Here is a 24,797-nt window from a genome sequence, read left to right as displayed (position 1 = left end):
CATTTATATGGCTTACGCCACGCTCCGCTATCAGCAAGCCCGATTTAAGCCAAGTCAAAAAGTAAAATTTCCGCGTTCTGATTTGTACTCAGTTCTATTTTCTGCTCTCCAGTAATTTGCACTCCATCACCTGCTTGGAGTTGCTGACCATTAAATATTGCTTCACCTGTGGCTATTTGTAACCAAGCGTAACGATGAGGCTGGACATGATAATTAACAACATCACCCTGCTCTAAAATAGAGGAATATACATCTATATCTTGATGAATAGTGATAGATCCATCACGACCGTATTGAGAACCAATTAACCGTAGTTTTCCACGTTTATCTTCTATAGAAAAAGCTTTTTGTTCATACCTGGGTTTTAAACCTTGTTGGTCTGGCAAAATCCATATTTGCAGCAGGTGTAATTCTTCAGTTTGGGAATGATTAAATTCACTGTGCATTATTCCTGTACCAGCACTCATAATTTGAGCATCACCAGGACGAATCACCGAACCAGTACCCAGACTATCTTTATGTTCTACAGCACCTGATAAAACATAGGTGAATATTTCCATATCTCGATGTCCGTGGGCAGGGAAACCAGCACCAGGGGCTACACAGTCATCATTAATGACTCTGAGGGAACGGAATCCCATACGGTTGGGATCATAAAAATGACTGAAGGAAAATGTATGATAACTATCCAACCAATCAATTTTACTATGACCCCGTAAATTGGCTTTATGAATCATGTAGTTAATGGTATTTTGAGACATCATTTCACCTCTTAAAATAGGAGTCAAGAGATCAAGGAGTCAGGAGTCAGGAGTCAGGAGAATGGCTTCGCCACGCTGCGCGAACAAGGAGTCAGGAGGTAAGAAGTAATATCTTATTCTCCCCAGTCACCAGTCACCAGTCCCCAGTCACCAGTCACCAGTCCCCAGTCACCAGTCACCAGTCACCAGTCACCAGTCACCAGTCACCAGTCCCCAGTCCCCTATATTTGCTGATAGCGTTCTTGCAAATCCCGAATAGAAAAGAGCGCATCAAACTGTAAACCAGCAGACTTATATAATTCTGCGCCTCCTTGAAGTCTGTCGATCAAAGAAATTACCCTATCAACGGTATAACCTGCTGCTTGTAAACGTTCAACTGCTTTCAGTGCAGATTGGCCAGTTGTCACTACATCTTCCAGGACTACAACTTTTGCACCTGCTGGTAAAGTAGGACCTTCAATGTAAGCCATTGTACCATGACCCTTAGCTTCTTTGCGAATAATTAACGCTGGTATGGGGCGATTTTCATAGACAGAAACCAAACTGACAGCGGAAACAATAGGGTCAGCACCCAGAGTTAAACCGGCGACAGCCTGTGTATCTACTGGTAGAATATGTAATATCAACCTACCTATAGCTAAAGCTCCTTGGGGGTGCAGTGTAACCTGTTTACCATTAATATAGTAAGAACTACTTTGTCCAGAGGAAAGAACAAAATCACCTTCTTGATAAGCAAGTTGGCAAAATAAATTTAGTAACTTCTGACGCAGGGTAGTTAAATCAGTAGTGGTTGCCCAAATATCCGATGGGTTGGATGTTTCAGTAGAATACGACATTACAAACCGTTAAAAGTTGTGCTACACCAAAGGTTGAACTAATGAAAGTTCTGAAATTAAGCATAAATTAAGAGTTGCCCAAGTTTGCCTAAAAATTGAGGAGTTGTAAACATGAGTATAAATTTGCCTGGATTGGGTGGATTGATGGTACTACTTGCTACTACTACATTTCCTGTAGTTGCAGTTGCCGAGATGCAAACAGAAAATTATGAATCAACCAGCAATGCTTTCGATAGAGCTTATTTTCGCAATAATCCTAATTTTTATGACAATGGCAGTTTACAGCGTCAGGTAGATTCTTTATTAGGTCCTGGGGGTAAGTTCGGAACTACTTTTCCTGATAATGAAATCGCTAAAGATGGTCAGTTAGTTAACATTGTGTATCATGATGTTCTCATGCAGCAAGCACAGAATGATCCTTATCTTCGTACCCCTGATTTACCCAATCCTTACAATTCTTCGCTGTTGATGTCTCCTGAGTACAATGCTAATAGACTCAGGGTTGGTACTGAATATCGCTTTGATAGTTTAACGTCTCGTTAATTATTAGGGAACAGGGAACAGGGAACAGGGAACAGGGAATAGGGAATAGACAAAAATGAATATTCTCCTCCTGTCCCCAGTCACCAATTACCAGTCACCAGTCACCTATTTCACTTTTCCCCAACTCTTAAACCCATAATAATTAAATCTCTTTCTACGCCAGCTAAATCGGCAATTTTGGGTAAATATCCCCAGTTTTGAAAACCAAATTTAGCAAATAGTTTTAAACTAGGTTGATTGTGAGCAAAAATAAAACTAACTAAAGTTTTTAACCCCAAACTTGGACTTTCATTAATTGCTTTTTCTAAAAGTAACTTTCCTAAACCACGTTTTTGAAAGTTTGGGGAAATGTAAATACTAATTTCGGCGGTGGAATGGTAAGCTGGTCTACCATAAAAGGATTGAAAACTCAGCCATCCGGCAATCATCCCATCTATTTCTACTACCCACAGGGGACGTTGTGAAGGTACTCTTCCCTGAAACCAGGCAATGCGACTTTCTACGGTTACGGGTTCTAAATCGGCTGTGGCCATGCGTGTGGGAACAGCAGCGTTATAAATGGCTACAATTTCTGGTAAGTCTGTTTCTGTGGCATGGCGAATAATCATTGCGGCTTTTTAGGCAAAATTCAAATTATCGGTACAATCTTCACAAATCATACACTGTCACCGCAAAATTTATGAGCATTTTTAATCAAGATTTATTGTTTCATCATTAGATAGTTTATTTAACTAAAAACTTACAGCACTTTCCATCTACATGAGGTACACTATGGGCGGGCAAGACTTGTACTGAGCGGTTAGTGAGCGCAGTCGAACTATGTCGAAGTATGCCCACCCCACAAGAGTTTTATCATTAATATCTGTACCTCATAATAACGGAAACTGCTGTAATAATCAGGTATTTATTTTTAAGGAGAAACTATTTTGTTTGGTACTTGTTTGTCGCCTCTGGTGTTGCGCTCCGCGCAATCGCTCAGTTTTGTTTTCACATTCATAATTATCATGAGTTTGAGTCCAAGATATGTCCATGCTCAACCTACTGCCAATGCTTCTGAATCTTTAGTAAAAGGAAATACTAAAGTCCCAGATTTAGGGCGACATTTCCACAAGTTTGGTGTTGTAGGATCGATCATAATTTATGATGCGAAAAATAACCGAACTTATGAACATAATCCTCAACGCAATGTTACTGCTTTTACTCCAGCTTCAACTTTTAAAATTTTTAATGCTTTGACTGCTTTAGAAACTGGTGTGATTGCTGATGATGTAGCTGTTTTGACTTGGGATGGAATTAATCGAGATTTTGCTGGCTGGAATCAGGATACAAATTTGCGTCAAGGTTTTAAATATTCAGTTGTTTGGTTTTATCAAATTCTTGCCCGAAAAATTGGTTATGTGAGAATGCAGGAATGGATTAATAAAGTGGGTTATGGCAACCGTAACATAGGTACTGCTACAGATATTGATAGTTTTTGGTTGCAGGGTCCTTTGAAAATCACTCCTAAAGAACAAGTTAATTTTTTGCAAAGATTATATCAAGGTAATTTACCTTTTTCTCAAAGAACAATGGATATTGTCAAAGATATTATGATCCTGGAAAAAACTCCAGATTATACACTGCGAGCTAAAACGGGCTGGTTAACTAGGAGTAAACAACAAATAGGGTGATTTGTTGGTTATTTGGAACAAAATGATAATGTCTATTTTTTTGCTACAAATATTGATGTTAATAAACGAGAAGATTTACCTGCACGAATTGAAATTACACGCAGTAGTTTTAAAGATTTAGGTTTATTGTAGTAATGTTAAAAAGCAAGAGGTTGAATAGGTTAAATTTTAATGAAATTTTAATGAAATTTTAAAATCTGACTTTGTATAATTCAAATAATTCTCCCAATTGCTTTTTAACTATTTTCGCACCTGCATTTTTAATTGTTTTTTCCCAATCAGATACAGTCTCTAAAAACACTTCTGCACCTAAATAGGTTTCTAAAACTGCCCAATCTTCCGCTAATGGTTGTTCTGAGTTCAGAATATCAAATACAAAATATCCACCTGGTTTTAATACTCTTTTGACTTCTGATAAAACAGATTGCCAATATTCTAGGGGAAAATAACAACTAAATCCTGTAGCTATAACTAAATCAAATTGTGCTGCATCATAGTTTAATTGATGTGCTGCTCCTAATTCTACACCTTTAAAGAGTTTTGAATTTAGTTGTGAACCACGAGAATTTAGTGTATCTCTGGCTATATTACTAATTTCTTGACCATAAAAATATGCTTGCCAATCTCTCCAAGGATAGATTAAAAAGCTGACTCCGCAACCAATGTCTAAACAACGTTGGTTTTTTTGCGGTTGGGCAATTTCCCAAAATGGGGAAGCAATTTTATAAGCTAAAATGCCATTTTTCCATTCTTTATAAATGGGCATTTCTGCTACTTCTTCAGGTACTTCAAAGGGTTCTTTTTGATATTCTTTATTGAAACGATAGGCGATTTGTGCTATTCTCTCTTGCCATTTATCTAAGGAATATGTTTTATTTTGAAAAGGATTTACGGATTGATTTTTAGACATTATTGAATTTGGTGATTGGTGATTGGTGATTGGTGATTGGGTATAGATATGAGACTTTTACTAATTTAATGACTCATAACATTACACTCTGGCTAATAATGGTGCAGCAGATAAAAGGGTTTTTGTGTAGGGATGTTGGGGATGAGCAAAAATTTCTTTTGTATTTCCTAGTTCTACAATTTTACCACCATTCATAACGGCTATGCGATCGCACAAAAAACGAGCTAACCATAAATCATGGGTAATAAATAAATAGGTTAACTCAAATTCATCTTTTAATTGTAGCATTAAATCTAAAACTTGTGATTGTACACTGGCATCTAACATACTCACAGGTTCATCACATATTATCAGTTTAGGTTGGGTAATTAAAGCTCTAGCAATGGCTACCCTTTGTTGTTGTCCTCCCGATAAATCTGAGGGATAACGTTGATAATACATTTCTGCTGGTGTTAAACCCACTTTTTCTAACATCCATAAAACCTTTTCTTTAGCTTTTTCCGCATTAGCTAAATTGTGAATTAATAGGGGATCTGCTATACTTTGTCCCACTGTCATAGCAGGATTTAAACAAGCATGAGGATCTTGAAATACCATTTGGATTTGTCTGCGGGAAGCGCGAATTTCTTTACGGGATAATTTAGTTAAATCCTGTCCTAAAAATTCCACTTTTCCCGCAGTGGCAGGAATTAATTGTAAAATAGTCCGAGAAAGTGTACTTTTTCCACAACCAGATTCTCCCACTAATCCTAATATTTCCCCTGGATATAATTCTAAATTAATACCATCTACAGCTTTAATTTGTTGTCCTTCACCTTTAAATATTCTTTCAATAAAATTCGGTTCTATGGTATAATGTTTTTGCAGTTCTGTAAGTTTTAAAATTGGTTTTTCTTTAATTACTATTCCCTGTTCCCTGTTCCCTGTTACCTCTTCTTGTTGAATATGTAATGCTGCTTTTAATAAAGATTGGGTGTATTCATGTTGAGGATTTTTAAAGACATTTTCTGTTTTCCCTGTTTCTACCATTTTACCTTGGTACATGACCCCAATGCGATCGCAATATTCCCCTACCATTGCTAAATCATGGGAAATTAATAATAATCCCATATTTTCTTCTGCACACAATCGCGTTAGTTCTTGTAAAATCTGAGCAGAAACGGTAACATCTAAGCTAGTTGTAGGTTCATCAGCGACAATTAATTTAGGATTCAACAGTAAAGCTAACGCAATAGCAACTCTTTGACGCATCCCACCGCTAAATTCATGGGGGTACTGACTCCAACGACTTGCAGGAATTTTCACCTTTTCTAAAGTTGCTAAAGCTTTTTCTTTCGCTTGTTGTTTAGTTAATTCTGGTGAATGCGCTGCTAAGGTCTCTAAACAATGATTACCAATAGTCATTAAAGGATCTAATCTTGTCATGGGGTCTTGAAACACCAAAGCTACCGCTTCACCGCGAAACTTTCGCATTTGCAGAGGCGTTAAATCTAATACTGAATTTCCCCGAAAAATTACCTTACCTTCAACTTGACTAGAGGCAGGTAACAAACGCATAATTGCCCTGCCAATAGTAGATTTACCGCACCCAGACTCACCCACCAAGCCTATTTTTTCACCTGGTTGAAGTGTAAAAGATACATCATTAACCGCCCAAATTACTGCTTCTTCGTCACGTTGGGGATAAGCTACGCGGAGATTTTCAATCTTAAATAAGGTTTCACTCATAGTTAATTATAGTTAATTATAGTTAATTATCGTCTATTTATTGTCTACTGATCCACCGTCTTTTATCTGACTAAGCTGTTGTGCATTTAATTTGTATAAGTCTAGCGGGCAAGATGCCCGCACCACAAGACTTCACTATCTGAAAATTATACAATTTAGCTGCTTGACAGCTTAGAATTTTGCTCAGTTCCACAATGATAACAATAAGGTAACTTTTTGTAAGTTAAATTATGGCAATTGTGACACTCTATATATTGATAATAACCGCAATGAGGACAATAAGCATTATTAGATTTAAGAGTTTTTCCACAATTGATACATTGTGATTTTTGAACTCTTTTAGCAGCTTGAACTTTGCTATTAAATACTACTCCTTGAAAGAACTTGATAATTCCAAAACCTATGAGAGGAATTAGCAAGATATAAACATAACTAATTAAGAATAACAACCCACCTAATAGGTTACTAACAACCTTCAATAAAAATTGAAAGATTACACCAATTTGCAGAAATTGTAAGATTTTGAGAACCAGAGGAATCAAAAATATTACCAATAAGTGCCAGCTAATTAATGCAATAAGTCCATATCCTCGACTTTGACTTATTCTATGGACTAATAAAGCAATAATAATTAAAGGTAGTAGAAAGATAGATTGCAATGTAAACTGAATGCTAGGATACCAAAAGGAGGCTCTTTCATAATCTTGTTTAACTGCGGCAAATTTATTCTCATCTTTGATCAAAGATAGGAAAGTAAGACTTTCTGGTTTAGTAAGAAGTTGGTTTTTAAGATTATTAATTTCTTGTTTAATTTGTGCAATTTGTTGTTGATTTTTATCTAATTCTTGTTTAGCTTTTTCAGCCCTGACTTGATTGATGGAATTTCCGGATGACTGTCCAGCAATTTTTTCCAACAGCGTTGAATCATATTGATTGCGAATATTTGTATTCTCTGTTTCTAATTGATTGATTTTATCTTGTCTCTGATTTATGGTTGTAATATTTTTTTGATTTAGGTCATTATTCAAGTTATCTTTTAACTCACCATAATTTATACATATTTCTGAAACTTTCCCTAAATGTCCAATTTCTTGCTGTTGATATTCTGCTTGAAACTTAGGTTGATTATTGTTCAATGGTACTGAGCTTATGATCATGTCATAATCTTTATTTTTATCACTTTGCTTTTGATAATTCTCCCATTCTGAATAACATGGATAAGCTTGATAGGGGCTAAGATGCCATCTGCTAATATCCTCTAAACCTGTAAAAACATTGATTAAAATGAAAATATCTACTATAATGATTACAATCAAACTCACTTTATTTAGTGGTTCGTTGTTGATTGTTCTGGAGTTGTTGAAAAATTGAGCTAAAATGTTACGTATTTTAGTAAACATATAGAATATTTTATACCAAAATGAGTGTGGTTGTCATGTAGTTGCAACCAACCTACCATGAAAACTATTGCCTTGATAGGAGATTCATATTAGTTAATATTCTCCCTTCTCATCTGGGTGTAAAATAGCCTCACAGTATCGAATTAAAATATTAATGCGCTCTGTAATTGTTTTTAATCGTGCCTGTATTGTAGTAGACTGTCTTGCGCCTTGTAAAAAAATTACATCTACTTCTAATAAACGAAGTTGCTTGCTAATTTCCGTTTGATAAGACTGCTGGCGGTAGTTCAAATCAGTAAATGGTGCGATTTCTTGTAAAAAAAAATGCTGTAAATCGGCTAGATGCGATCGCAAGGTAGGAATATCTAATTGAGTTTTGTTAACATTGGAGCGTAATTCCTCCAGTAATGTTGTCAATTCCTGATATTTTTGCAGATTTAAAGACATTTGGTGCTAGTTGAGATAGTATAAACTACAAGAAAATTTATTTCTAGAATAAACCTTTTTCCCAACTCATTCCTAAGAATAGCCTTAAAACCATCTGTGAGACTTGGTTGATCCTTATGGCTAGTCAGGCTGATCAGTCATGAGATCATCAGGTAATCAGAAAATCATTCTGACAAAATTTTTCCCACCCGTCTGTAGGGCAGCATCGTCAATAGAAGATGCTGTCATTTTCATCTATATCTCACCGATCCACGAAAAACTTATCATTTCTCTTGTATGAGCAGCTTACTTGTTGATTCCTCCGTTGATGTTAGTCTCCCGGAATGGCTTAAAAAATGTTTACGAGAAACATTAGCGAAAAGCAACACGGGAGAAGATGACCGAACGCACAATGATGCCACTTTGATTTGTAATGCCTTTAAATTTGCCTATCAACTGCATCAAGGACAGTATCGTAAATCTGGAGAAGCGTATATTGCCCATCCTGTAGCCGTAGCTGATTTACTACGCGATTTAGGTGGTAGTGCTGCTATGATAGCAGCTGGATTTCTTCATGATGTAGTTGAAGATACAGAAGTTACAATTGAACAAATAGAAGACAATTTTGGGGCAGAAGTGCGCCAGTTAGTAGAAGGTGTCACCAAGCTTTCTAAAATCAATTTCACCAGTAAAACCGAAAGTCAAGCGGAAAATTTCCGGCGAATGTTTTTGGCAATGGCGCAGGATATTCGGGTAATTGTGGTGAAATTGGCGGATCGTTTGCATAATATGCGAACCTTACAATATATGTCAGAAGCCAGCCGTCGTCGCAGCGCCCAGGAAACACGAGATATATTTGCACCTTTAGCCAATCGTTTGGGTATTTGGCATATTAAATGGGAATTAGAGGATTTAGCCTTTAAATATTTAGAACCTGATGCTTACCGAGAAATTCAACAGCACGTTGCGGAAAAACGGACAGCACGGGAAGAAAAATTGACTAAAGCTAAGGAAGTGTTGCGGGAGAGAATGCAACAAGCGGGTATTAAATGTTTGGAGGTTAGCGGTCGCCCCAAACATCTGTATAGCATTTATCAAAAAATGCAGCGACAGCAAAAAGAATTTCATGAAATTTATGATTTGGCTGCACTGAGAATCATTGTCCAAACAAATGAAGAATGTTATCGTGCTTTGGCGGTGGTTCATGATGCTTTTCGTCCTATTCCCGGCAGATTTAAAGATTACATTGGTTTACCCAAACCTAACCGTTACCAATCCTTGCATACAGGGGTGATAGGTTTGACCGGTCGCCCGTTGGAAGTGCAAATTCGCACAATGGAGATGCACCATGTTGCAGAGTATGGTATTGCTGCTCATTGGAAGTATAAAGAAACAGGCGGTTCTACCAGTCAGGTAACAGGAGCAGATGAAAAATTTACTTGGTTGCGGCAACTATTGGAATGGCAGAGTGATTTAAAAGACGCGCAAGAATATTTAGATAGTATCAAAGATAATTTATTTGAAGATGATGTTTATGTATTCACCCCAAAGGGGGATGTTGTACCTCTAAGTCCCGGATCTACGAGTATAGATTTTGCTTATCGAATTCATACAGAGGTCGGAAACCATTGTGCAGGGGCGCGGGTAAATGGGCGCATTGTGCCGTTATCCACCCGATTACAAAATGGGGATATTGTTGATATTATTACGCAAAAAAATAGCCATCCGAGTTTGGATTGGTTGAATTTTGTCAGGACTTCGGCGGCGAAATATCGGATTAAACAATGGTACAAGCGATCGCGCAGGGAAGAAAATCTAGCGCGGGGAAGGGATTTATTAGAGAAGGAACTTGGTAAAACAGGTTTTGATCACTTGTTGAAATCAGACGCAATGCAAACTGTGGCAGAAAAGTGCAATTATCACAGTGTGGAAGATTTACTGGCAGGTTTAGGTTACGGGGAAATTACCTTAAACTTAGTGTTAAACCGCTGGCGAGAAGTGGTAAAAGCACAACAACCTGTAGCTGATGTGATTCCATTTATTCCCAAAGAATCAACATCAAAAACTACACGGGAAACTTCACCCACTACATCCCGTGCTAGTGATTCACCGATTATTGGCGTGGAAGGATTGGTTTATCATATAGCTGGATGCTGTACGCCGATTCCTGGTGAAGCGATTATTGGGGTGGTAACGCGGGGACGAGGTATATCCATTCATCGCCAAGGATGTCATAATATTGACAATGTGGAATGTGAGCGCCTAGTACCCGTAAGATGGAATACTGCTACAGAACATCATGGCCGTCCTCACACTTACCCCATAGAGATTCAAATTGAAACTTTGGATCGAGTGGGAATCTTAAAAGATATTTTATCGCGGTTGAGTGATCAAGGTATCAATGTGCGTCATGCTAACGTGAAAACAGCTTTGGGACAACCTGCGTTGATGGATTTGGGAATTGATATCCGCGATCGCCATCAATTAGAACATCTGTTTGTGCAGATTAGAAAAATGAGTGATATTCTTAACATTCGCAGAGTTGGTCAAATAGAAGAATCAAAGTAATTGATAATTGACAATTGAAAATTGACAATTGTTTCATTCAAGGTTTAAAACCTCCCCTTTCCAGGGGAAAAATCAAAAATCCGCTTTTCCAATCCTCTCCCTTCAAGGGAGAGGTAATTGTTCATTGTTAATTGTCAATTGTCAATTGTCAATTGTCAATTATTGAAATTTCCTCAACTTTCAGCTTTGATCTTCCAACCTGGTTTAACTACCTGACGACTCCGGGCAATGACTAAAGCTTCATTTTCCACATCTTCTGTCACCGTTGAACCTGCGGCAATATAAACATCATTACCGATGGTAATAGGTGCGACTAAAACACTATTAGAACCGGTTTTGGTGCGATCGCCTATTCTGGTTCTATGTTTTTTCACTCCATCATAATTAGCGGTAATTGTTCCCGCACCAATATTTACCTGAGTTCCCGCAGTTGTATCACCCAAATAAGAAAGGTGTGCAACATTAGAACCATTCCCTAATTGAGTATTTTTCAACTCGACAAAATTACCAATTCTGCAATTTTCACCCACTTCCGCATGGCCACGCAAATGAGCATAAGGACCAATACGAGTTCCTGCTTCCACAAAACTATCTTTGACTACAGAATATTGAACAGTCACATTTTCACCTATTTGGCTATTTTCAATTAAACTTCCAGGTCCTATGCGACTACCAGATTTAATCAATGTTTTACCCCGTAAATGAGTTTGCGGTTCAATAATTACATCTGGTTGTAATTCTACAGTTTCATCAATTGTCACACTAGCAGGATCAATAATTGTCACCCCTGCCAAAAGCCATTTTTCCTTGATGCGTATTTGCAAAATATCGTAAGCTGTGGCTAATTGCAATCTATCATTAATTCCTAGAATTTCTTGCTCATCTTCCACATCTACAGCCATTACTTTTCCTACTTGGGTAACAGCATCAGTGAGATAATATTCTTTTTGGGCATTATTATTTTGTAAATGTGGTAAAAAGTTTGCTAAATCAGTCCAGCGGAAACAGTAAATACCAGCATTAACACGGTGATTTTTTCTTTGTTCAGGAGTGCAATCTTTATCCTCAACCATTTTCTGCACAATGCTGTTTTCATCACAAAAAACTCTTCCGTAACCTTGGGGATTTGATAAATGTGCTGTGAGAATAGTACAGGAATTTTGATTTTCTTGATGAATTTGTAATAAGTTTTTCAAAGTTTCAGTTCTCAACAAAGGCACATCACCATTTAAAATTAACAAATCCCCAGTGTAACCTTCTAAATGAGGAAGTAATTGTTGAATAGCGTGACCTGTGCCTAATTGTACAGTTTGTTCCACAAATTGCAATTCATAATTTCCACCTAAAGCAGTTTTTACTTCTTTAGATTGATACCCAACAATTACTAACCTTTGTTGAGGTGCAAGGGGTTCTACACTGTCAATAACTCTCTCGACTAGGGATTTTCCACCCAAAGAATGTAAAACTTTAGGTAGATGTGATTTCATTCTTGTGCCTTTTCCAGCGGCGAGAATTGCTACAACAACCATAATTAATTATCAGTAAATGACAATAAATGCTTTTTTGACTGGGAGATTCAAGGCTAAATCATATCAGTTAATTATCTAGAGTTGACAAAGTCTTTCTGTGTGGGTGAGGAGTCAGGAGGAGCTTGTCCTAAGCTGACAATTTCATAGACAAAACTATACTTATATTGACAAAAATCAATATATTTTCCGGAAAAAATCAACTACTTGATATATAATACGGTGATATCAAGTATTGAATTGAGACTATTGCCGACGCGAAAACCAAGCAATGATGGTGGTAGTCTTTTTCAGAAACTTAATTGGAACACAATCGCGTTGGGCTACAGCGTGAAGGTCTACAGAGGGATAACCGCTCCCATGCTCCCGTTGAAGTAGAAAGTAAAGTCTAGCTTTGTCTAGGTTTTATATAGCAGGAAATTAGAAGTAGCTCCTTCACATTCATAATTTCTAAGGTGCAACTACAACTCGATTACTACCAGCAGCTTTAGCACGATAAAGAGCAGTATCAGCAGTTTGAATTAATGCTGTACCACTAGCACCATGTTGGGGAAAATCAGCAACGGAGGATTAAGGGTTGGGGGTCTGCAAGCGATCGCTCTCACGAATGTTAAGAAAGATCCCGGTAATGGATAGCTTACAGGGGTAGGTTTTTTACATAAATGGAGAAAGACAAGGTAGATAAGGAAGGAAAGTGGACAAGGAAGAAGAACCAAGAAAAATTAAAACCCATGAAGATTTAGTGATATATCAAAAAGCGTTTAATGCAGCAATGACAATTTTTGAATTATGAAAACAGTTTCCTGTGGAAGAAAGATATTCTCTCACGGATCAAATACGCCGTTCTTCTCGTTCAGTATGTGCGAATTTTGCAGAGGCATGGAGAAAAAGAAGGTATCAAGCATCATTTATAGCTAAATTAAATGATTGTGAATCGGAAGCAGCAGAAACCCAAGTGTGGCTAAAATTTGCAGTGAAATTGCAATACATTGACCCGCTAACACTAATGCCGCTTCTCTTATTTTTTCTTCTCTTTCTTTTACAGTTCGTCCATCCCACTCTTCGATTTTTGTCAAATCTAAAAGTTTCTTCACATTTTCTTGAAATTCTGATATGGAATCTGTTAAACTTAGATTTGCATATATAGCATTTACCAATTACCAATTACCAATTACCAAAAAAATATGAAATTACAACAAAAAGAGATAACATTAAAAAAAATAAATCCACAACAGCAAAACCAAACTGAGCCACATTTAGGTCTGGTTTGTATCACTATTGATAAACAAGTGCGTTTTCGGACTATTACCCGGACCCGTTATTTAAAACTTTCTTCTCAACAAAGAGAAGATACCCTAAAAGAACTTTATCAAAATAATTTGCGCTGCTTGGATGAGGCGTTAACTTTCTGCGAAAAGCAAAATATTCGCCTTTATCGCATGACTTCGGCTTTATTTCCGATGAGTGATATGGAAGATAAAATTGGTGGAAATATATTAGAAGAAATGAGAGAAGATTTAGCAAAAATTGGGGAGAAGGCAGAAAAATTAAACATCAGAATGGTGTTACATCCAGATCAATTTGTAGTCTTGAGTTCTGATTCTGATGAAGTCATAGAAAATAGTATCAAAATTTTAACAAACCACGCCTACACTTTAGATTTACTTGGTTTACCTCAGTCACCTTGGGCGTTAATGAATATTCATGGTGGTAAATCTCAACGTTCAGAAAAGTTGGTAAAAGTAATTTCTCAACTACCACCAGGGATTAAAAACCGCTTAACTTTAGAAAATGATGAATATGCTTATAATGCTCAGGAAATTTTAGAGGTATGTCAACAGGCAGGTATACCGATGGTTTTTGATGCACATCATCACATTTGCTATGAAAAGTTAGATTCTTATGATCATCCTAGTGTAGAGTCTGTGGTTTTGGCAGCGCGAGAAACTTGGGAAAATCCAGATTGGCAGTTAGTACATATTTCTAATGGGGAAACAGGTTTTAATGATAGAAAACACAGTGATTTAATTACAGCCATGCCTCAAGCTTACCACCAAGTACCTTGGATAGAAGTAGAAGCCAAACACAAAGAAAAAGCGATCGCTCATTTGCGGGATTGGTGGTTAATGCAGAAGAATTAACGTTATATTAACTTTACTTAATTACTTGATTAATAATAAATTGAGAAATGGCGATCGCAATTGATTTTGGTACTAGCAATACAGTTATTACTCGCTGGAATCCTGTAACCCAGCAACCGGAAACTTTGACTTTACCGGGTTTATCCCTGCAACAAAGTCTCAATCCCCCACTGATTCCCAGTTTAGTATATGTAGAAGCAGCGAGTGAAAGTAAAGTTTTAGTAGGCCAGCAAGTGCGCGATCGCGGTTTGGATCTCAAAGGTGATAACCGATTTTTCCGTAGTTTTAAACGCGGTATTGGCGCAGATATTCAGGGTTTTTTACCAGAACTAGATGGAGAAATCGTCACCTTTGAAAAAATAGGTAAATGGTTTTTAACTAAGGTAATCGAAGAATTAACACTAATAGAAGGTGGTTTAGATTCTTTGGTGTTAACCGTACCTGTAGACAGTTTTGAAGCTTATCGTTACTGGTTAGGCCAAGTTTGTCAAACACTTCCAGTAGAACAAATCAGGATGTTAGATGAACCCACTGCCGCAGCTTTAGGTTATGGTTTAACAGCACAAAAAAATTTGTTAGTAATTGATTTTGGTGGTGGAACATTAGATTTATCCTTGGTACGTTTAGATCAACAGGCACAAACTAATACTAAACCAGTAGGATTTTTATTAAAGTGGGGTAATAAATCTTTAGCGGAAGATTCCAAACAAAAGGTAAAAACAGCCCGTGTATTAGCAAAAGCGGGGCAAAATTTAGGTGGTACAGATATTGATAATTGGATAGTTGATTATTTTGCTAAAACTCAAGGATTACCTGTAAATTCTATAATTACTCGGTTAGCAGAACGAGTAAAAATTCAATTATCTACCCAAAATAAAGCCAGTGAAGTTTATTTTAATGATGAAACTTTTGAAAGTTATGAATTGGATCTTGATCGGCAAACTTTAGAGAATATTCTCAAAGATAATGGATTTTTTGATAAGTTACATGATACCATGATGACCTTGTTACAACAAGCCCGTCGTCAAAGTATAGAACTAGATGATATTCATGCAGTTTTGTTAGTGGGTGGAACTGTACAATTACCTGTAGTAAATACATGGGTAAAGCAATATTTTGAACCAGAAAAAATCCGTTATCAAAAACCTTTTGAAGCGATCGCTCAAGGTGCATTACAAATTACCCAAGGGTTAGAAATTAAAGATTTTCTGTATCATAGCTATGGAGTGCGGTACTGGGATAGACGTAACCAGCGTCATAGTTGGCAACCAATAATTAAAGCAGGCCAAGCTTATCCCATGAGTCAACCAGTAGAATTAGTGTTAGGTGCTTCTAGAGAAAATCAGCCGAGTATTGAGTTAATTTTAGGAGAATTAGGAGTAGAAACCGGAGGTACAGAAGTTTATTTTGATGGCGATCGCTTAGTAACTCGCAAACTTGAGTCTGTGACAACTACAGTTAAACCGCTGAATGATACAGAAGAAGCCAGAAAAATTGCTCGACTGACACCCCCTGGTTTTCCAGGGAGCGATCGCATTAAAGTTATGTTTCAAGTTGATGAACAACGTTTTTTAAGAATTACCGTTGAGGACATATTAACAAATAATACCCTGGTAGAAAATCAACTTGTGGCACAATTAAGTTAAGGAGGCAGGAGATCAAGGAGTCAGGAGTCAGGAGTCAGGAGTCAGGAGTCAGGAAGAACAGATTTCAATACTTTTCGTCAAACTAATAACAACGAAATCACGTAGGTTGGGTTGAGGAACGAAACCCAACGTTTACAAGGGTTTGTTGGGTTTCACTTTGTTCAACCCAACCTACAAAAATCCTATTCCCTGTTCCCTGTTCCCTATTCCCTATTCCCTATTTTTTCAAGCCTTGCTACTGACAATTACCTGTAAACTACCACCAGCATATAAAATTGGTTCACCAACATCAAAACCAGATTCTCTTAATAAACCAGGTAAATCAGTTTTTAATAACTGCCAAGCTGTTTCCGTTTCAAACAACCAAAAAAACACCGATAAACCAGGCCAAAATATAGGATTTGTGGGAGCATGAAAATCTACCAAAGTAAAAATTCCCCCTGGTTTTAATACTCGATAAACTTCTTGAATGATTTTTCTTAATTGTTCAGGTTGCATTTCATGTAAAGCCGCGCTAGTATGCACCACATCAAACTCATGATCTGTAAAAGGCATATTTTCCGCAAATGCTTCTACATAAGTAGCATTCGGCACATTCTTCTTTGCCCGTTGTAAAGACAAAGGCGAAGCATCCAATCCTGTAACATTTTGTGATAATTTCACCAAAAAAGCCGTAGTTTGACCACTACCACAGCATAAATCTAGAATTTGAGAATCTGAGTTGAGGTTTAAACCTTGTAAAGCGAGTTGACGGAAACGCCCTTCACCGCCCACACTCAGGGCTGCTAACCGGGATATGGCATCATATAACCATTGATAGCGGTAACTCAAGTCTCGAAAAATTGTTGCCATTGCATATTTCCTCAACGTTAAGCTTTATATTGAATAAAGATATATTGTTAACATTAGTAAAAAAATTGTAAAGATTGGGGGAAAGTAACTGCTATGGGTCGTGTAGGCGTATTATTACTCAATCTAGGTGGACCTGATAAATTAGAAGATGTGGGTCCATTCTTATATAACCTGTTTTCAGATCCCGAAATTATTCGCCTACCATTTCGATGGATGCAAAAACCATTAGCTTGGTTTATTGCCACACGGCGAGAAAAAACATCACAAGAGAATTATAAGCAAATTGGTGGCGGTTCACCATTGCGGCGCATCACAGAAGAACAGGGGGAAGCGTTAAAAACCCAATTGGATGCTATGGGTAAAGAAACAAATATCTATGTGGGAATGCGTTATTGGCATCCCTACACAGAAGAAGCGATCGCCCAACTGGCACAGGATAACATTGAAAAGTTGGTAATTTTGCCACTTTATCCCCAATTTTCCATTAGTACCAGTGGTTCTAGTTTCCGGTTATTAGAAAAACTTTGGCAAGAAAACCCAAAACTTCAACCGTTGGAATACACTGTGATTCCTTCCTGGTACAAACAACCAGGTTACTTGCAAGCAATGGCGGAACTGATCATTGAGCAACTCAATCAATTTCCCAACCCTGATCAGGCACACATCTTTTTTAGCGCCCACGGTGTACCAAAAAGCTATGTTATAGAAGCCGGCGATCCTTATCAGCAGGAAATTGAGGAATGTACTCAATTAATTATGCAAACCCTTCATCGCCCCAATGCCCACACTTTAGCTTATCAAAGTCGTGTTGGTCCAGTGGAATGGCTACAACCTTATACTGAGGATGCCTTAAAAGAACTGGGTGAAAAAGGCGTTAAAGATTTGGTAGTAGTACCCATTAGTTTTGTTTCTGAACACATTGAAACTTTGCAAGAAATTGATATTGAATATCGGGAAATAGCCGAAGAAGCAGGAATTGAAAACTTCCGACGTGCTGCTGCTCCCAACACTCATCCGGTATTTATTAAAGCATTGGCAGACTTGGTTATTGAGTCTTTAGAAAAACCGGATCTCAAACTTTCCCAAGTTACCCAGATGAAGAAAAAGGTGAAAATGTATCCTCAAGAACGTTGGGAATGGGGAATGACAACTAGCGCCGAAGTCTGGAATGGTAGAATTGCCATGCTTGGTTTCATTGCCTTGATCATCGAAATTATCACCGGTCGAGGTTTACTCCATGCTATAGGGCTTTTACAGTAGGTGATAGGAGGCAGGAGGCAGGAGGCAGGAGAATTTTAGATTTTAGATTTTAGATTTTAGATTGGAGTTGACAGAAACAATCCAAAATCCAAAATCCAAAATCCAAAATTGTATACCCAGTCACCAGTCCCTATTCCCTATTCTTACGATTTTCCCAATACCAGTGATACCACTGTGCAGCACTACGAACTGCAAACCAGAGCAGAATTAAAGCTATTAATCCTCCTTGTTGGGGAGCATCCACGGCAAAAATTACCAGTACAATACACAAGCTATCTTGCAAAAAAACTGCCCACAATGGTAAACCGCGCAAACGATAAAACCAACCTAATTGTACTAACTGGAGTACCAAAGCCAACAAACCACCTACCAAGGCAATTAACCAACTTGGTAATTCTGTAGCTGAAGCTACTGCTAACCCCATAATTGCTCCTACTATGGGGGACAAAAATAACTCCACCAGTTGTAATATTCTCTGTCCTCGTAGCTGTTTGGAAGCAAATATTTCAAATAGTGACCAACTGGTTAGTACAAAAATTAAAATATAAGGTGAAATACGGGATAAAACTGGTATCTGAGACCAAAGGTTACTACCTTGTAACAAGCCAATAATTAACAAAGGTATAGCTAATCTCAGTCCTGCTGCTGCTCCAGCAGAGAGTGTAGCGAGGATTTCAATCATAGGAATATCCCCAGCATTAATAAATGAGTAAAGGGGGGTGATGAAGACTTAGTTTTTTTGGCAATAGTTTTTGTGCAAAACAGACGTTAATCAGTGTATCCATAATAAATATAGTGATCCTTTTGACAATACCTTAGCCAAAAAAAGAGCCTTGATAATTTCCGGCAAAACTGGCAAAAATAAGCATACATGAGCGTTTTGATTAAAAGGTAGTTTAGAATCACCAAACCCTTATCCTACGGTCAATACATTAAAAAACCCTTGTGGTAAACCTTAAAGGAATTTTTAGTAGTGATTGTTTTTGCCAAGTCTCAGATAAATGGGAGTTAATGGTTAAAGCATCATCATCTCACCCTCGTAAATTGGCTAAGGTATTGGTTTGATTTATTAATTTCCCGTAGAGGCAGGGAACAGGTAAGAAGAGTTTTGGTATGTACTGGGTTTTGTTCAATAATCAAATAGGAGTCCTATAGTAAAATCCTGTGTTTATGATTTATATACACAGTTGTAATCTATAGTTCCGATGTTTGGGTAGATATAATAGGAATTTAAATTTAAAATGTCTGATTTCAGCTAGATTGATGAGTTGAAATTAATTTTTCATGTCTAGATTTTTAAAGATTTTTACAACCCTATCTATCTCCAGGGTCGGATGATAATTTGATACAAGTTCTCTACTTAGGGCTTGCTGAATAAATGTAAAACCCAGATATATCAAGGGTTACAGGTTGATAAAGAGGAAAAAAGTGCAAGGGTTTTGAAGGGTATACCTGAAAAACCGTGCATTTTGGGGATCGCAAACCCAAAAATTTGGGGATGACAGATAACTGAAACTGTTCCCTGTTCCCTGTTAAGAGTTCCCTGTCTTCACGGAAAGACTTTCTCAGCAACCCCTACTTAAATCAAGAGAATTTTATCTTATTTTTTTCAAAATGAGAATTGCTGGGGTGCTGTGGTGGGACTAGCTTTGATTCCCGAAGTGATCGCCTGGGTTTCCCGACTTGAAGCAACTGGCGTGGAGAGAACCACCTCGCTTGTTAGACACCGCAAGGGATCTAAACTAAGTGGACTCGTTGAACTAAGAATCTGCGCTCCTTTAGGACACAGAGTGTCAATTTGCCCTATTCCCTAACTTTAGCGATCGTTGGTTTATTAGCTTCATTTTTAACCGCTTCATTAGTAGATGAACTCACAGACACCCCCAGCGATAAAAACCAATTTTATTTTTACAAGATTGGGTTAAACAAATGCCAATGGCAGCCTTAGTTGCTGTCATGATCATGGTATCAATTGGGACATTTCGCTGGTCATCCATCAAGAATCTTTCCCGCATTCCCCGCACTGAAACCGCAGTTATGTTAACAACAATGCTAGTTACCATTTTCACCCGAAATTTTGCATTAGGTGTAGTGACAATGTGAAATCTGTAGCGTGTTTTCCAGATGTAGTACATTCTTCTTCTAAAAGAGCAAAGGCATCCTCAGCATTAAATAGTTTTAGTCATAAAATTAAGTTGAACTGGGAAGTCTAACTTTCACTAGAGCCAAATTTAGCAGTTGCTTGAAAGCTAACCAAATAAAAATTGGGATAGTTGTACTATATCGACGAAATAGTCTCAATGGTTCTTGAATCAGACGATAGAACCACTCACCCCCTAAATGACGAATCCAATAGGGCGCTCTTTTGTGGCTTTCTGCAAAGACAGGAAATGTTCCTCCCAAACCAATCATCACAGCCTGAATTTTGTCTTTGTTTTGGTTCATCCAATACTCTTGTTTTGGACATCCTAAAGCAACTAAAACTATTCCGGCTCCACTATCGTGAATTTTTTTAAAAATAGCTTCATTCTCTGTAAATGTAAGTGGACGGAATGGTAAAGGCTCCATTCCAGCAATTTTCACATTGGGAAAAACACGCTCCAACTTCTTTCTCATCTTCTCTAGAATTTGCATCTCAGAACCCAAGAAAAAAAGATGAATATCTCTTAGTGGAGCTAATCTACACAAAGATAAAAGAATATCCATACCAGCAACGCGGTTTTGAGCGCCTGCTCCCATTACTTTCAACATCCAAACCAGTGGCATACCGTCGGGAGTAACAATATCCGCATTCTTTAACACAGAGGAAAAGTCTGGATGCCAATAAGCTTCCACAAGCATATGAGTATTAGCCACGCAAACAACTTTGCTGACTTTGCTCATAGCCCATTCTAAGATCATGTTTATTTGAACTTCAAAGGGTAAAGCAGTAACAGGAGAGCCAATTACATTGATTTTTGTAGGGATTTTTGAAGCTTCAAATTCTAGAGACGGACTTAAGGATTGAACCTGAATTTGGTTGTTTCCGGTTAGCATCTCTTCTTTATATTGTTTGTTATGTTACACAAAATTTTCAGTCAGCCAGCAATGAAAAAAGGAGACCATGCCAAAGACTATGCCAAGATAAAATGGAGAAGATTTACAACATTAGCTGTGTAATAATTCAGGATTCAGGATTCAGAATTTTTGATAAATCAGTCACTTCTTTAGTCAGTTATATTGATGCTGTTTCCAGGCAAAAAAATCATGAAACACTGGCTTAAATACTGCGAAGTAGTCTCTATATAGAAATACATTTTTAAGGTTGTTGTCAAGCCATTATGACATCAAACTCTTTTTCCCCCTACCCCCTGCTTACTACCTGAATCATAGTGTTTAGCTGGATACAATATTATTTTCATTATTTTATAGCATTCCCTTGTATATCAACAGCAATTACACCCAAAATAGGACTAGAAGAAAAATTGAATTGCTCCAATACTTTTGTCACAAAATAACGGTTGGTTTTACCTATTCCCATAGCCAAAACACTTGCATCTGTATGCCTATTTAAAAGACTAGTGTCTGCAAAATCTAATACATTTGATGTGTCGTATATAATTAGGTCAAATTTTCGCTTAAATTCTTCTGCTAATGCTGGCATTTGAGGAGATGAGAGCAGAATTGTCGGATTTAAAGAAATTTGACCAGTAGTTAAGACAAACAAGTTATGTTCTAAAGATAATTCTCCTACATCCTTGAAAATCGCTGTTTGCGAACCATATTTTTGGTCTCGGATGTAGTTATTGAGTCTGTGGATAACATTCTCAAAATTTAGTTCTTCAGAAATAAGATTACTTAACCCTTTTGTATTGGGTAAACCCAACATTGTATGGATTGTAGGCTTACGTAGATTTGCATCTACTAATAGCACACGTTTACCCATTGCTGCTGCTGTCTGAGCTAAGTAAAGAGCAATTATAGATTTGCCATCTCCAGGAGCAGCTGAAATGATTGCTAGAGAGCGGATAGAATTCTCATTATTGAGAAGAAAAATATTTGTGTAAATAGAGCGAAAAGATTCACAAAGATTTGAGATATCTTGTTTTTTACGAAGCTTACCATCCTTGCCCAACCTAATATGAGGAATAACCCCTAATATTGGCATTTTAGTTTTCTCTTTTACTTCCTCAAGGTTATAAAAGACGTTATTGAACTTGTCTATCAGCAAAGCAAATCCAGTGCTTAATAATAAGCCCAAAGCTGTTCCTAAAATTAAGTTAACTGTAGGACTGGGTGCTAAATTTTCAGGCTGAGTTGGCGGAGTAAGTACCTGCCAAGGAGCTTGCTTTTGGGCTGAATCTATTCGTAGTTTTTCACGTTCAGCTAAAAAGTGATTTAGGTTATCAACAGCAATTTTTAATTTTCGTTCTAAGTCATCTTTTCGACGTATGAGAGCGGGAAACTGTTTAACCTGCTGCTTCAAGGCACTTTCAGATTGACGAAGAGATTGGATTTGAGTTTTTAATACCTGAATTTCCTTATCTACATCAAGAAATTTTTGGATTGCTCGAAGGCGAGCTGAATTTGGGGCAGATGAATCCAGGGAATTCATAGTTGTGTTTGACCATGGGCTTCCCAAAATACGTTGTTTTTCTTTAGTAACTATATCCAGCAAATTTTGTCGTTGAATGAGCAGTTTTTGAAGACTCGGATTATTTTCCGTGTAATCCACTGATTTGCCAGCGATTTGAACTTCTACATCTTGGAGTTGATTCAATAACTTCTGGTATCCAGGAGACTCACTCAGAGACGAAATAGCCTCAGCTTCATCAGTTTCCAGCCTCAATTGTTTTTGTAAACTATTGTAGGATGTTTGAGCTTTAGCTAATTGTGTTTCAGTATCTAGCCGATTCTGCACAATCTGGTAATATTGCCCAGCAAGCTGCTGGCTTTGAATTTCAGCATTAATAAGGCCATATTGTTGACGGAATATTTGTAGTTGTGACTGAAGATTTTCTACTTGCTGTAGTAGTTCTGGTAGTTGCTCTTCAACAAATTTAATTCCTAATTGAGTCTCTGTTTGACGTTCCTCTAAACTGTACTTTAAGTATGCTTCAGATACTTTATTTAATACAAACAAAACTTTTTCAGGATTAGTATCTTGGTAACTGACTTCTAAAATTTGAGTATTTGGCACGAGTTTAATATTAAGTTGAGGTTCTTTACTATCTGGATAATGCTTTTTAACTTGTTGGATAATTGGAGACATTAGCTTAGGACTTGCTAAAATTTTCAATTTTGTTTCATCAATTTTGTTAGAAGTTTCATATACTTTGGCTCTGTCGTTTGGAGTTACTTTGTCTTCAGCGGTTACAGGCTCAGTTAAAATTTCAAATTTAGCAACATAATTTGAAGGACTAATCAAAGCCCATGCTAAAGCCGCAAAAATAACCGTAGTTGTTCCAACTCCAATTACAATTATTCTGCGATGAATCACTGATAATAATTCGCCCAAGTTTAATCCACCTTCATTATCTTCTTCAGGTTGGACTGTATAAATAAACGGCATATATTGATGTTGATTGCCATTCAATTCAGACTGATTTTGCTGAGAATAGTATCTTTTGTTCATCTTAAGCCTTGTATATTTTCTGATGTCATCTCAGATTAATTATCGTAATCAAAAAACCGATCCAGACGCAGAGGCAGAGAAAACAGAGGTGTTTACATCTTATTTAGGATCGCTATATAGCGTTTACCAGTCTAATGAGGTACACCCCAATTTATTCCCTGTTAAGATTTCCCTATTCCCTAAAACTAAAAAACTTTGTACCTCACGCTTCTTGAGAACGGCTATATACAACAGATTTCTTTCTTATAACTAAATCTGTTGACTCAAGCAATATTAATATAATTTTTTCTTTTATTTTTTACAAGTTTCACGTTTTTACATTATTTATATAAATCCTAGTTATTAACTGGATGAAATGTGAAGATTTTGTAAAAACGACAAGAAACTGTAATTTATCTATTGACTCCTCAATGCAATTACCTTTTAATTTGCTTTAAGGCTGCATTCCCAAAGGAAAATACAACATCATATGAGCAGAAATTTGCTAATAAAGCGGTATCTTGAATGAAATATAAATTTTATCTATCTTCTGGTAGATATTAACAAAAATCTCGAAATAATCGGTTATATAACTGGAATTTCTCTCGCTACGATAACGCCTTTTAAGCAGATGTTTTAAAAGTGGTATTTCGTGATTTTTATCACATTCTTACCCCCCCCTTAATCCCCTCACAGGGCAGGGCTGTTTCATTCCTTTAGGAGGGTACATTTGTCAATATTTTTAGTGATAGTTTTTGAAACAAAATTGATGTGAACCTCACATAATTGATTCAAAAATCACAAATTTTCCCCCTGAAAATCAGAGCGATCGCCAAAATCGAATCTTGACATTATGAACCTTTTGGGGAATGAAACAGCCCTGCTTGACAAGGGGAGGGTGAGGGAGAGGTAAAATATTTGATATATCAATCATGAC

Annotated in this window: 17 protein-coding genes and 4 pseudogenes; 8 read left to right on the top strand and 13 right to left on the bottom strand. The window is 37.2% G+C overall.

Annotated elements, in window-relative coordinates:
- Positions 1 to 44: 44 nt before the first annotated feature.
- Both IQ237_RS05670 and pyrE read right to left on the bottom strand, forming a co-directional pair.
- Positions 45 to 761 (bottom strand): pirin family protein, encoded by a 717-nt coding sequence (locus IQ237_RS05670; RefSeq protein WP_304944940.1) that lies wholly within the window; start codon positions 759 to 761, stop codon positions 45 to 47.
- Between the two features lie 221 nt (positions 762 to 982).
- Entirely contained in the window at positions 983 to 1,597 is a 615-nt protein-coding gene (gene pyrE, locus IQ237_RS05665; RefSeq protein WP_194053185.1) for an orotate phosphoribosyltransferase, read from the bottom strand.
- A gap of 111 nt (positions 1,598 to 1,708) precedes the next feature.
- Between pyrE and IQ237_RS05660 the strand changes: the two genes are divergently transcribed.
- A complete protein-coding gene (locus IQ237_RS05660) occupies positions 1,709 to 2,140 on the top strand; it encodes a hypothetical protein (RefSeq protein WP_193943752.1) in 432 nt (143 codons plus the stop codon).
- Positions 2,141 to 2,250: 110 nt separating this feature from the next.
- Here IQ237_RS05660 and IQ237_RS05655 read toward each other — a convergent pair whose 3' ends face one another.
- Positions 2,251 to 2,748, bottom strand: a complete 498-nt coding sequence (locus IQ237_RS05655) for a GNAT family N-acetyltransferase (protein WP_194053184.1) — start codon at positions 2,746 to 2,748, stop codon at positions 2,251 to 2,253.
- A gap of 396 nt (positions 2,749 to 3,144) precedes the next feature.
- Here IQ237_RS05655 and blaOXA point away from each other — a divergent pair.
- A pseudogene (blaOXA, locus tag IQ237_RS05650) lies at positions 3,145 to 3,942 on the top strand (class D beta-lactamase).
- A gap of 58 nt (positions 3,943 to 4,000) precedes the next feature.
- On the opposite strand, the gene IQ237_RS05645 reads toward blaOXA, so the two are convergent.
- The 4 genes from IQ237_RS05645 to patD all read right to left on the bottom strand — a co-directional run bounded on the left by IQ237_RS05645 (position 4,001) and on the right by patD (position 8,295).
- Positions 4,001 to 4,720, bottom strand: a complete 720-nt coding sequence (locus tag IQ237_RS05645) for a class I SAM-dependent methyltransferase (RefSeq protein WP_194053183.1) — start codon at positions 4,718 to 4,720, stop codon at positions 4,001 to 4,003.
- Positions 4,721 to 4,801: 81 nt separating this feature from the next.
- Positions 4,802 to 6,448 (bottom strand): ABC transporter ATP-binding protein, encoded by a 1,647-nt coding sequence (locus IQ237_RS05640; RefSeq protein WP_194053182.1) that lies wholly within the window; start codon positions 6,446 to 6,448, stop codon positions 4,802 to 4,804.
- Positions 6,449 to 6,603: 155 nt separating this feature from the next.
- Positions 6,604 to 7,848 (bottom strand): hypothetical protein, encoded by a 1,245-nt coding sequence (locus IQ237_RS05635; protein WP_194053181.1) that lies wholly within the window; start codon positions 7,846 to 7,848, stop codon positions 6,604 to 6,606.
- Between the two features lie 93 nt (positions 7,849 to 7,941).
- Positions 7,942 to 8,295, bottom strand: coding sequence for a heterocyst frequency control protein PatD (patD, locus tag IQ237_RS05630; RefSeq protein ID WP_194053180.1), 354 nt, complete (start codon positions 8,293 to 8,295; stop codon positions 7,942 to 7,944).
- A gap of 276 nt (positions 8,296 to 8,571) precedes the next feature.
- Between patD and IQ237_RS05625 the strand changes: the two genes are divergently transcribed.
- Positions 8,572 to 10,842, top strand: a complete 2,271-nt coding sequence (locus IQ237_RS05625) for a bifunctional (p)ppGpp synthetase/guanosine-3',5'-bis(diphosphate) 3'-pyrophosphohydrolase (RefSeq protein WP_194053178.1) — start codon at positions 8,572 to 8,574, stop codon at positions 10,840 to 10,842.
- Positions 10,843 to 11,015: 173 nt separating this feature from the next.
- On the opposite strand, the gene glmU is transcribed toward IQ237_RS05625, so the two are convergent.
- Complete coding sequence (glmU, locus tag IQ237_RS05620) at positions 11,016 to 12,371, bottom strand: bifunctional UDP-N-acetylglucosamine diphosphorylase/glucosamine-1-phosphate N-acetyltransferase GlmU (protein ID WP_194053176.1); 1,356 nt, start codon at positions 12,369 to 12,371, stop codon at positions 11,016 to 11,018.
- A gap of 769 nt (positions 12,372 to 13,140) precedes the next feature.
- Between glmU and IQ237_RS05615 the strand changes: the two are divergent.
- Positions 13,141 to 13,362, top strand: a pseudogene (locus IQ237_RS05615) (four helix bundle protein); the annotation flags it as partial.
- Here the strand turns inward: IQ237_RS05615 and IQ237_RS05610 are convergent.
- Positions 13,325 to 13,525 (bottom strand): annotated as a pseudogene (locus IQ237_RS05610) (ISLre2 family transposase); the annotation flags it as partial. The pseudogenes IQ237_RS05615 and IQ237_RS05610 sit on opposite strands and share 38 nt — an antisense overlap.
- 27 nt (positions 13,526 to 13,552) lie before the next feature.
- On the opposite strand from IQ237_RS05610, the gene uvsE reads away from it, so the two are divergent.
- Positions 13,553 to 14,509: a UV DNA damage repair endonuclease UvsE gene (gene uvsE, locus IQ237_RS05605; protein WP_194053174.1), complete on the top strand. Its 957-nt coding sequence runs from the start codon at positions 13,553 to 13,555 to the stop codon at positions 14,507 to 14,509.
- Positions 14,510 to 14,556: 47 nt separating this feature from the next.
- Entirely contained in the window at positions 14,557 to 16,155 is a 1,599-nt protein-coding gene (locus tag IQ237_RS05600) for an Hsp70 family protein (protein ID WP_194053172.1), read from the top strand.
- A 225-nt stretch (positions 16,156 to 16,380) separates the two neighbouring features.
- On the opposite strand, the gene IQ237_RS05595 is transcribed toward IQ237_RS05600, so the two are convergent.
- The gene (locus IQ237_RS05595; protein WP_194053170.1) at positions 16,381 to 17,007 is read right to left on the bottom strand and encodes a class I SAM-dependent methyltransferase; all 627 of its coding nucleotides are present in this window, start codon (positions 17,005 to 17,007) and stop codon (positions 16,381 to 16,383) included.
- Positions 17,008 to 17,100: 93 nt separating this feature from the next.
- Here IQ237_RS05595 and hemH point away from each other — a divergent pair, with 93 nt between their 5' ends.
- The gene (gene hemH / locus IQ237_RS05590; RefSeq protein ID WP_194053168.1) at positions 17,101 to 18,267 is read left to right on the top strand and encodes a ferrochelatase; all 1,167 of its coding nucleotides are present in this window, start codon (positions 17,101 to 17,103) and stop codon (positions 18,265 to 18,267) included.
- A gap of 130 nt (positions 18,268 to 18,397) precedes the next feature.
- Here the strand turns inward: hemH and IQ237_RS05585 are convergent, their stop codons facing one another.
- Positions 18,398 to 18,949: a DUF4126 domain-containing protein gene (locus tag IQ237_RS05585; RefSeq protein ID WP_194053166.1), complete on the bottom strand. Its 552-nt coding sequence runs from the start codon at positions 18,947 to 18,949 to the stop codon at positions 18,398 to 18,400.
- A gap of 1,092 nt (positions 18,950 to 20,041) precedes the next feature.
- Between IQ237_RS05585 and IQ237_RS26135 the strand changes: the two are divergent.
- Positions 20,042 to 20,364 (top strand): annotated as a pseudogene (locus IQ237_RS26135) (sodium-independent anion transporter); the annotation flags it as partial.
- Positions 20,365 to 20,457: 93 nt separating this feature from the next.
- Here IQ237_RS26135 and IQ237_RS05575 read toward each other — a convergent pair.
- The gene (locus IQ237_RS05575; RefSeq protein WP_194053162.1) at positions 20,458 to 21,303 is read right to left on the bottom strand and encodes a WecB/TagA/CpsF family glycosyltransferase; all 846 of its coding nucleotides are present in this window, start codon (positions 21,301 to 21,303) and stop codon (positions 20,458 to 20,460) included.
- Positions 21,304 to 21,667: 364 nt separating this feature from the next.
- The gene (locus IQ237_RS05570; RefSeq protein ID WP_194053160.1) at positions 21,668 to 23,881 is read right to left on the bottom strand and encodes a polysaccharide biosynthesis tyrosine autokinase; all 2,214 of its coding nucleotides are present in this window, start codon (positions 23,879 to 23,881) and stop codon (positions 21,668 to 21,670) included.
- Positions 23,882 to 24,797 lie beyond the last annotated feature (916 nt).

Source organism: Sphaerospermopsis sp. LEGE 08334, assembly GCF_015207205.1.
In the GTDB taxonomy this organism is placed as follows: Bacteria; Cyanobacteriota; Cyanobacteriia; order Cyanobacteriales; family Nostocaceae; genus Sphaerospermopsis.
This window is presented reverse-complemented; position numbering and strand designations above follow the sequence as displayed.

Coding starts and splice junctions, on each gene's coding strand:
- IQ237_RS05670 (WP_304944940.1), bottom strand. CDS start 761: ATGTCTCAAAATACCATTAACTACATGATTCATAAAGCCAATTTACGG.
- pyrE (WP_194053185.1), bottom strand. CDS start 1,597: ATGTCGTATTCTACTGAAACATCCAACCCATCGGATATTTGGGCAACC.
- IQ237_RS05660 (WP_193943752.1), top strand. CDS start 1,709: ATGAGTATAAATTTGCCTGGATTGGGTGGATTGATGGTACTACTTGCT.
- IQ237_RS05655 (WP_194053184.1), bottom strand. CDS start 2,748: ATGATTATTCGCCATGCCACAGAAACAGACTTACCAGAAATTGTAGCC.
- IQ237_RS05645 (WP_194053183.1), bottom strand. CDS start 4,720: ATGTCTAAAAATCAATCCGTAAATCCTTTTCAAAATAAAACATATTCC.
- IQ237_RS05640 (WP_194053182.1), bottom strand. CDS start 6,448: ATGAGTGAAACCTTATTTAAGATTGAAAATCTCCGCGTAGCTTATCCC.
- IQ237_RS05635 (WP_194053181.1), bottom strand. CDS start 7,848: ATGTTTACTAAAATACGTAACATTTTAGCTCAATTTTTCAACAACTCC.
- patD (WP_194053180.1), bottom strand. CDS start 8,295: ATGTCTTTAAATCTGCAAAAATATCAGGAATTGACAACATTACTGGAG.
- IQ237_RS05625 (WP_194053178.1), top strand. CDS start 8,572: ATGAGCAGCTTACTTGTTGATTCCTCCGTTGATGTTAGTCTCCCGGAA.
- glmU (WP_194053176.1), bottom strand. CDS start 12,371: ATGGTTGTTGTAGCAATTCTCGCCGCTGGAAAAGGCACAAGAATGAAA.
- uvsE (WP_194053174.1), top strand. CDS start 13,553: ATGAAATTACAACAAAAAGAGATAACATTAAAAAAAATAAATCCACAA.
- IQ237_RS05600 (WP_194053172.1), top strand. CDS start 14,557: ATGGCGATCGCAATTGATTTTGGTACTAGCAATACAGTTATTACTCGC.
- IQ237_RS05595 (WP_194053170.1), bottom strand. CDS start 17,007: ATGGCAACAATTTTTCGAGACTTGAGTTACCGCTATCAATGGTTATAT.
- hemH (WP_194053168.1), top strand. CDS start 17,101: ATGGGTCGTGTAGGCGTATTATTACTCAATCTAGGTGGACCTGATAAA.
- IQ237_RS05585 (WP_194053166.1), bottom strand. CDS start 18,949: ATGATTGAAATCCTCGCTACACTCTCTGCTGGAGCAGCAGCAGGACTG.
- IQ237_RS05575 (WP_194053162.1), bottom strand. CDS start 21,303: ATGCTAACCGGAAACAACCAAATTCAGGTTCAATCCTTAAGTCCGTCT.
- IQ237_RS05570 (WP_194053160.1), bottom strand. CDS start 23,881: ATGAACAAAAGATACTATTCTCAGCAAAATCAGTCTGAATTGAATGGC.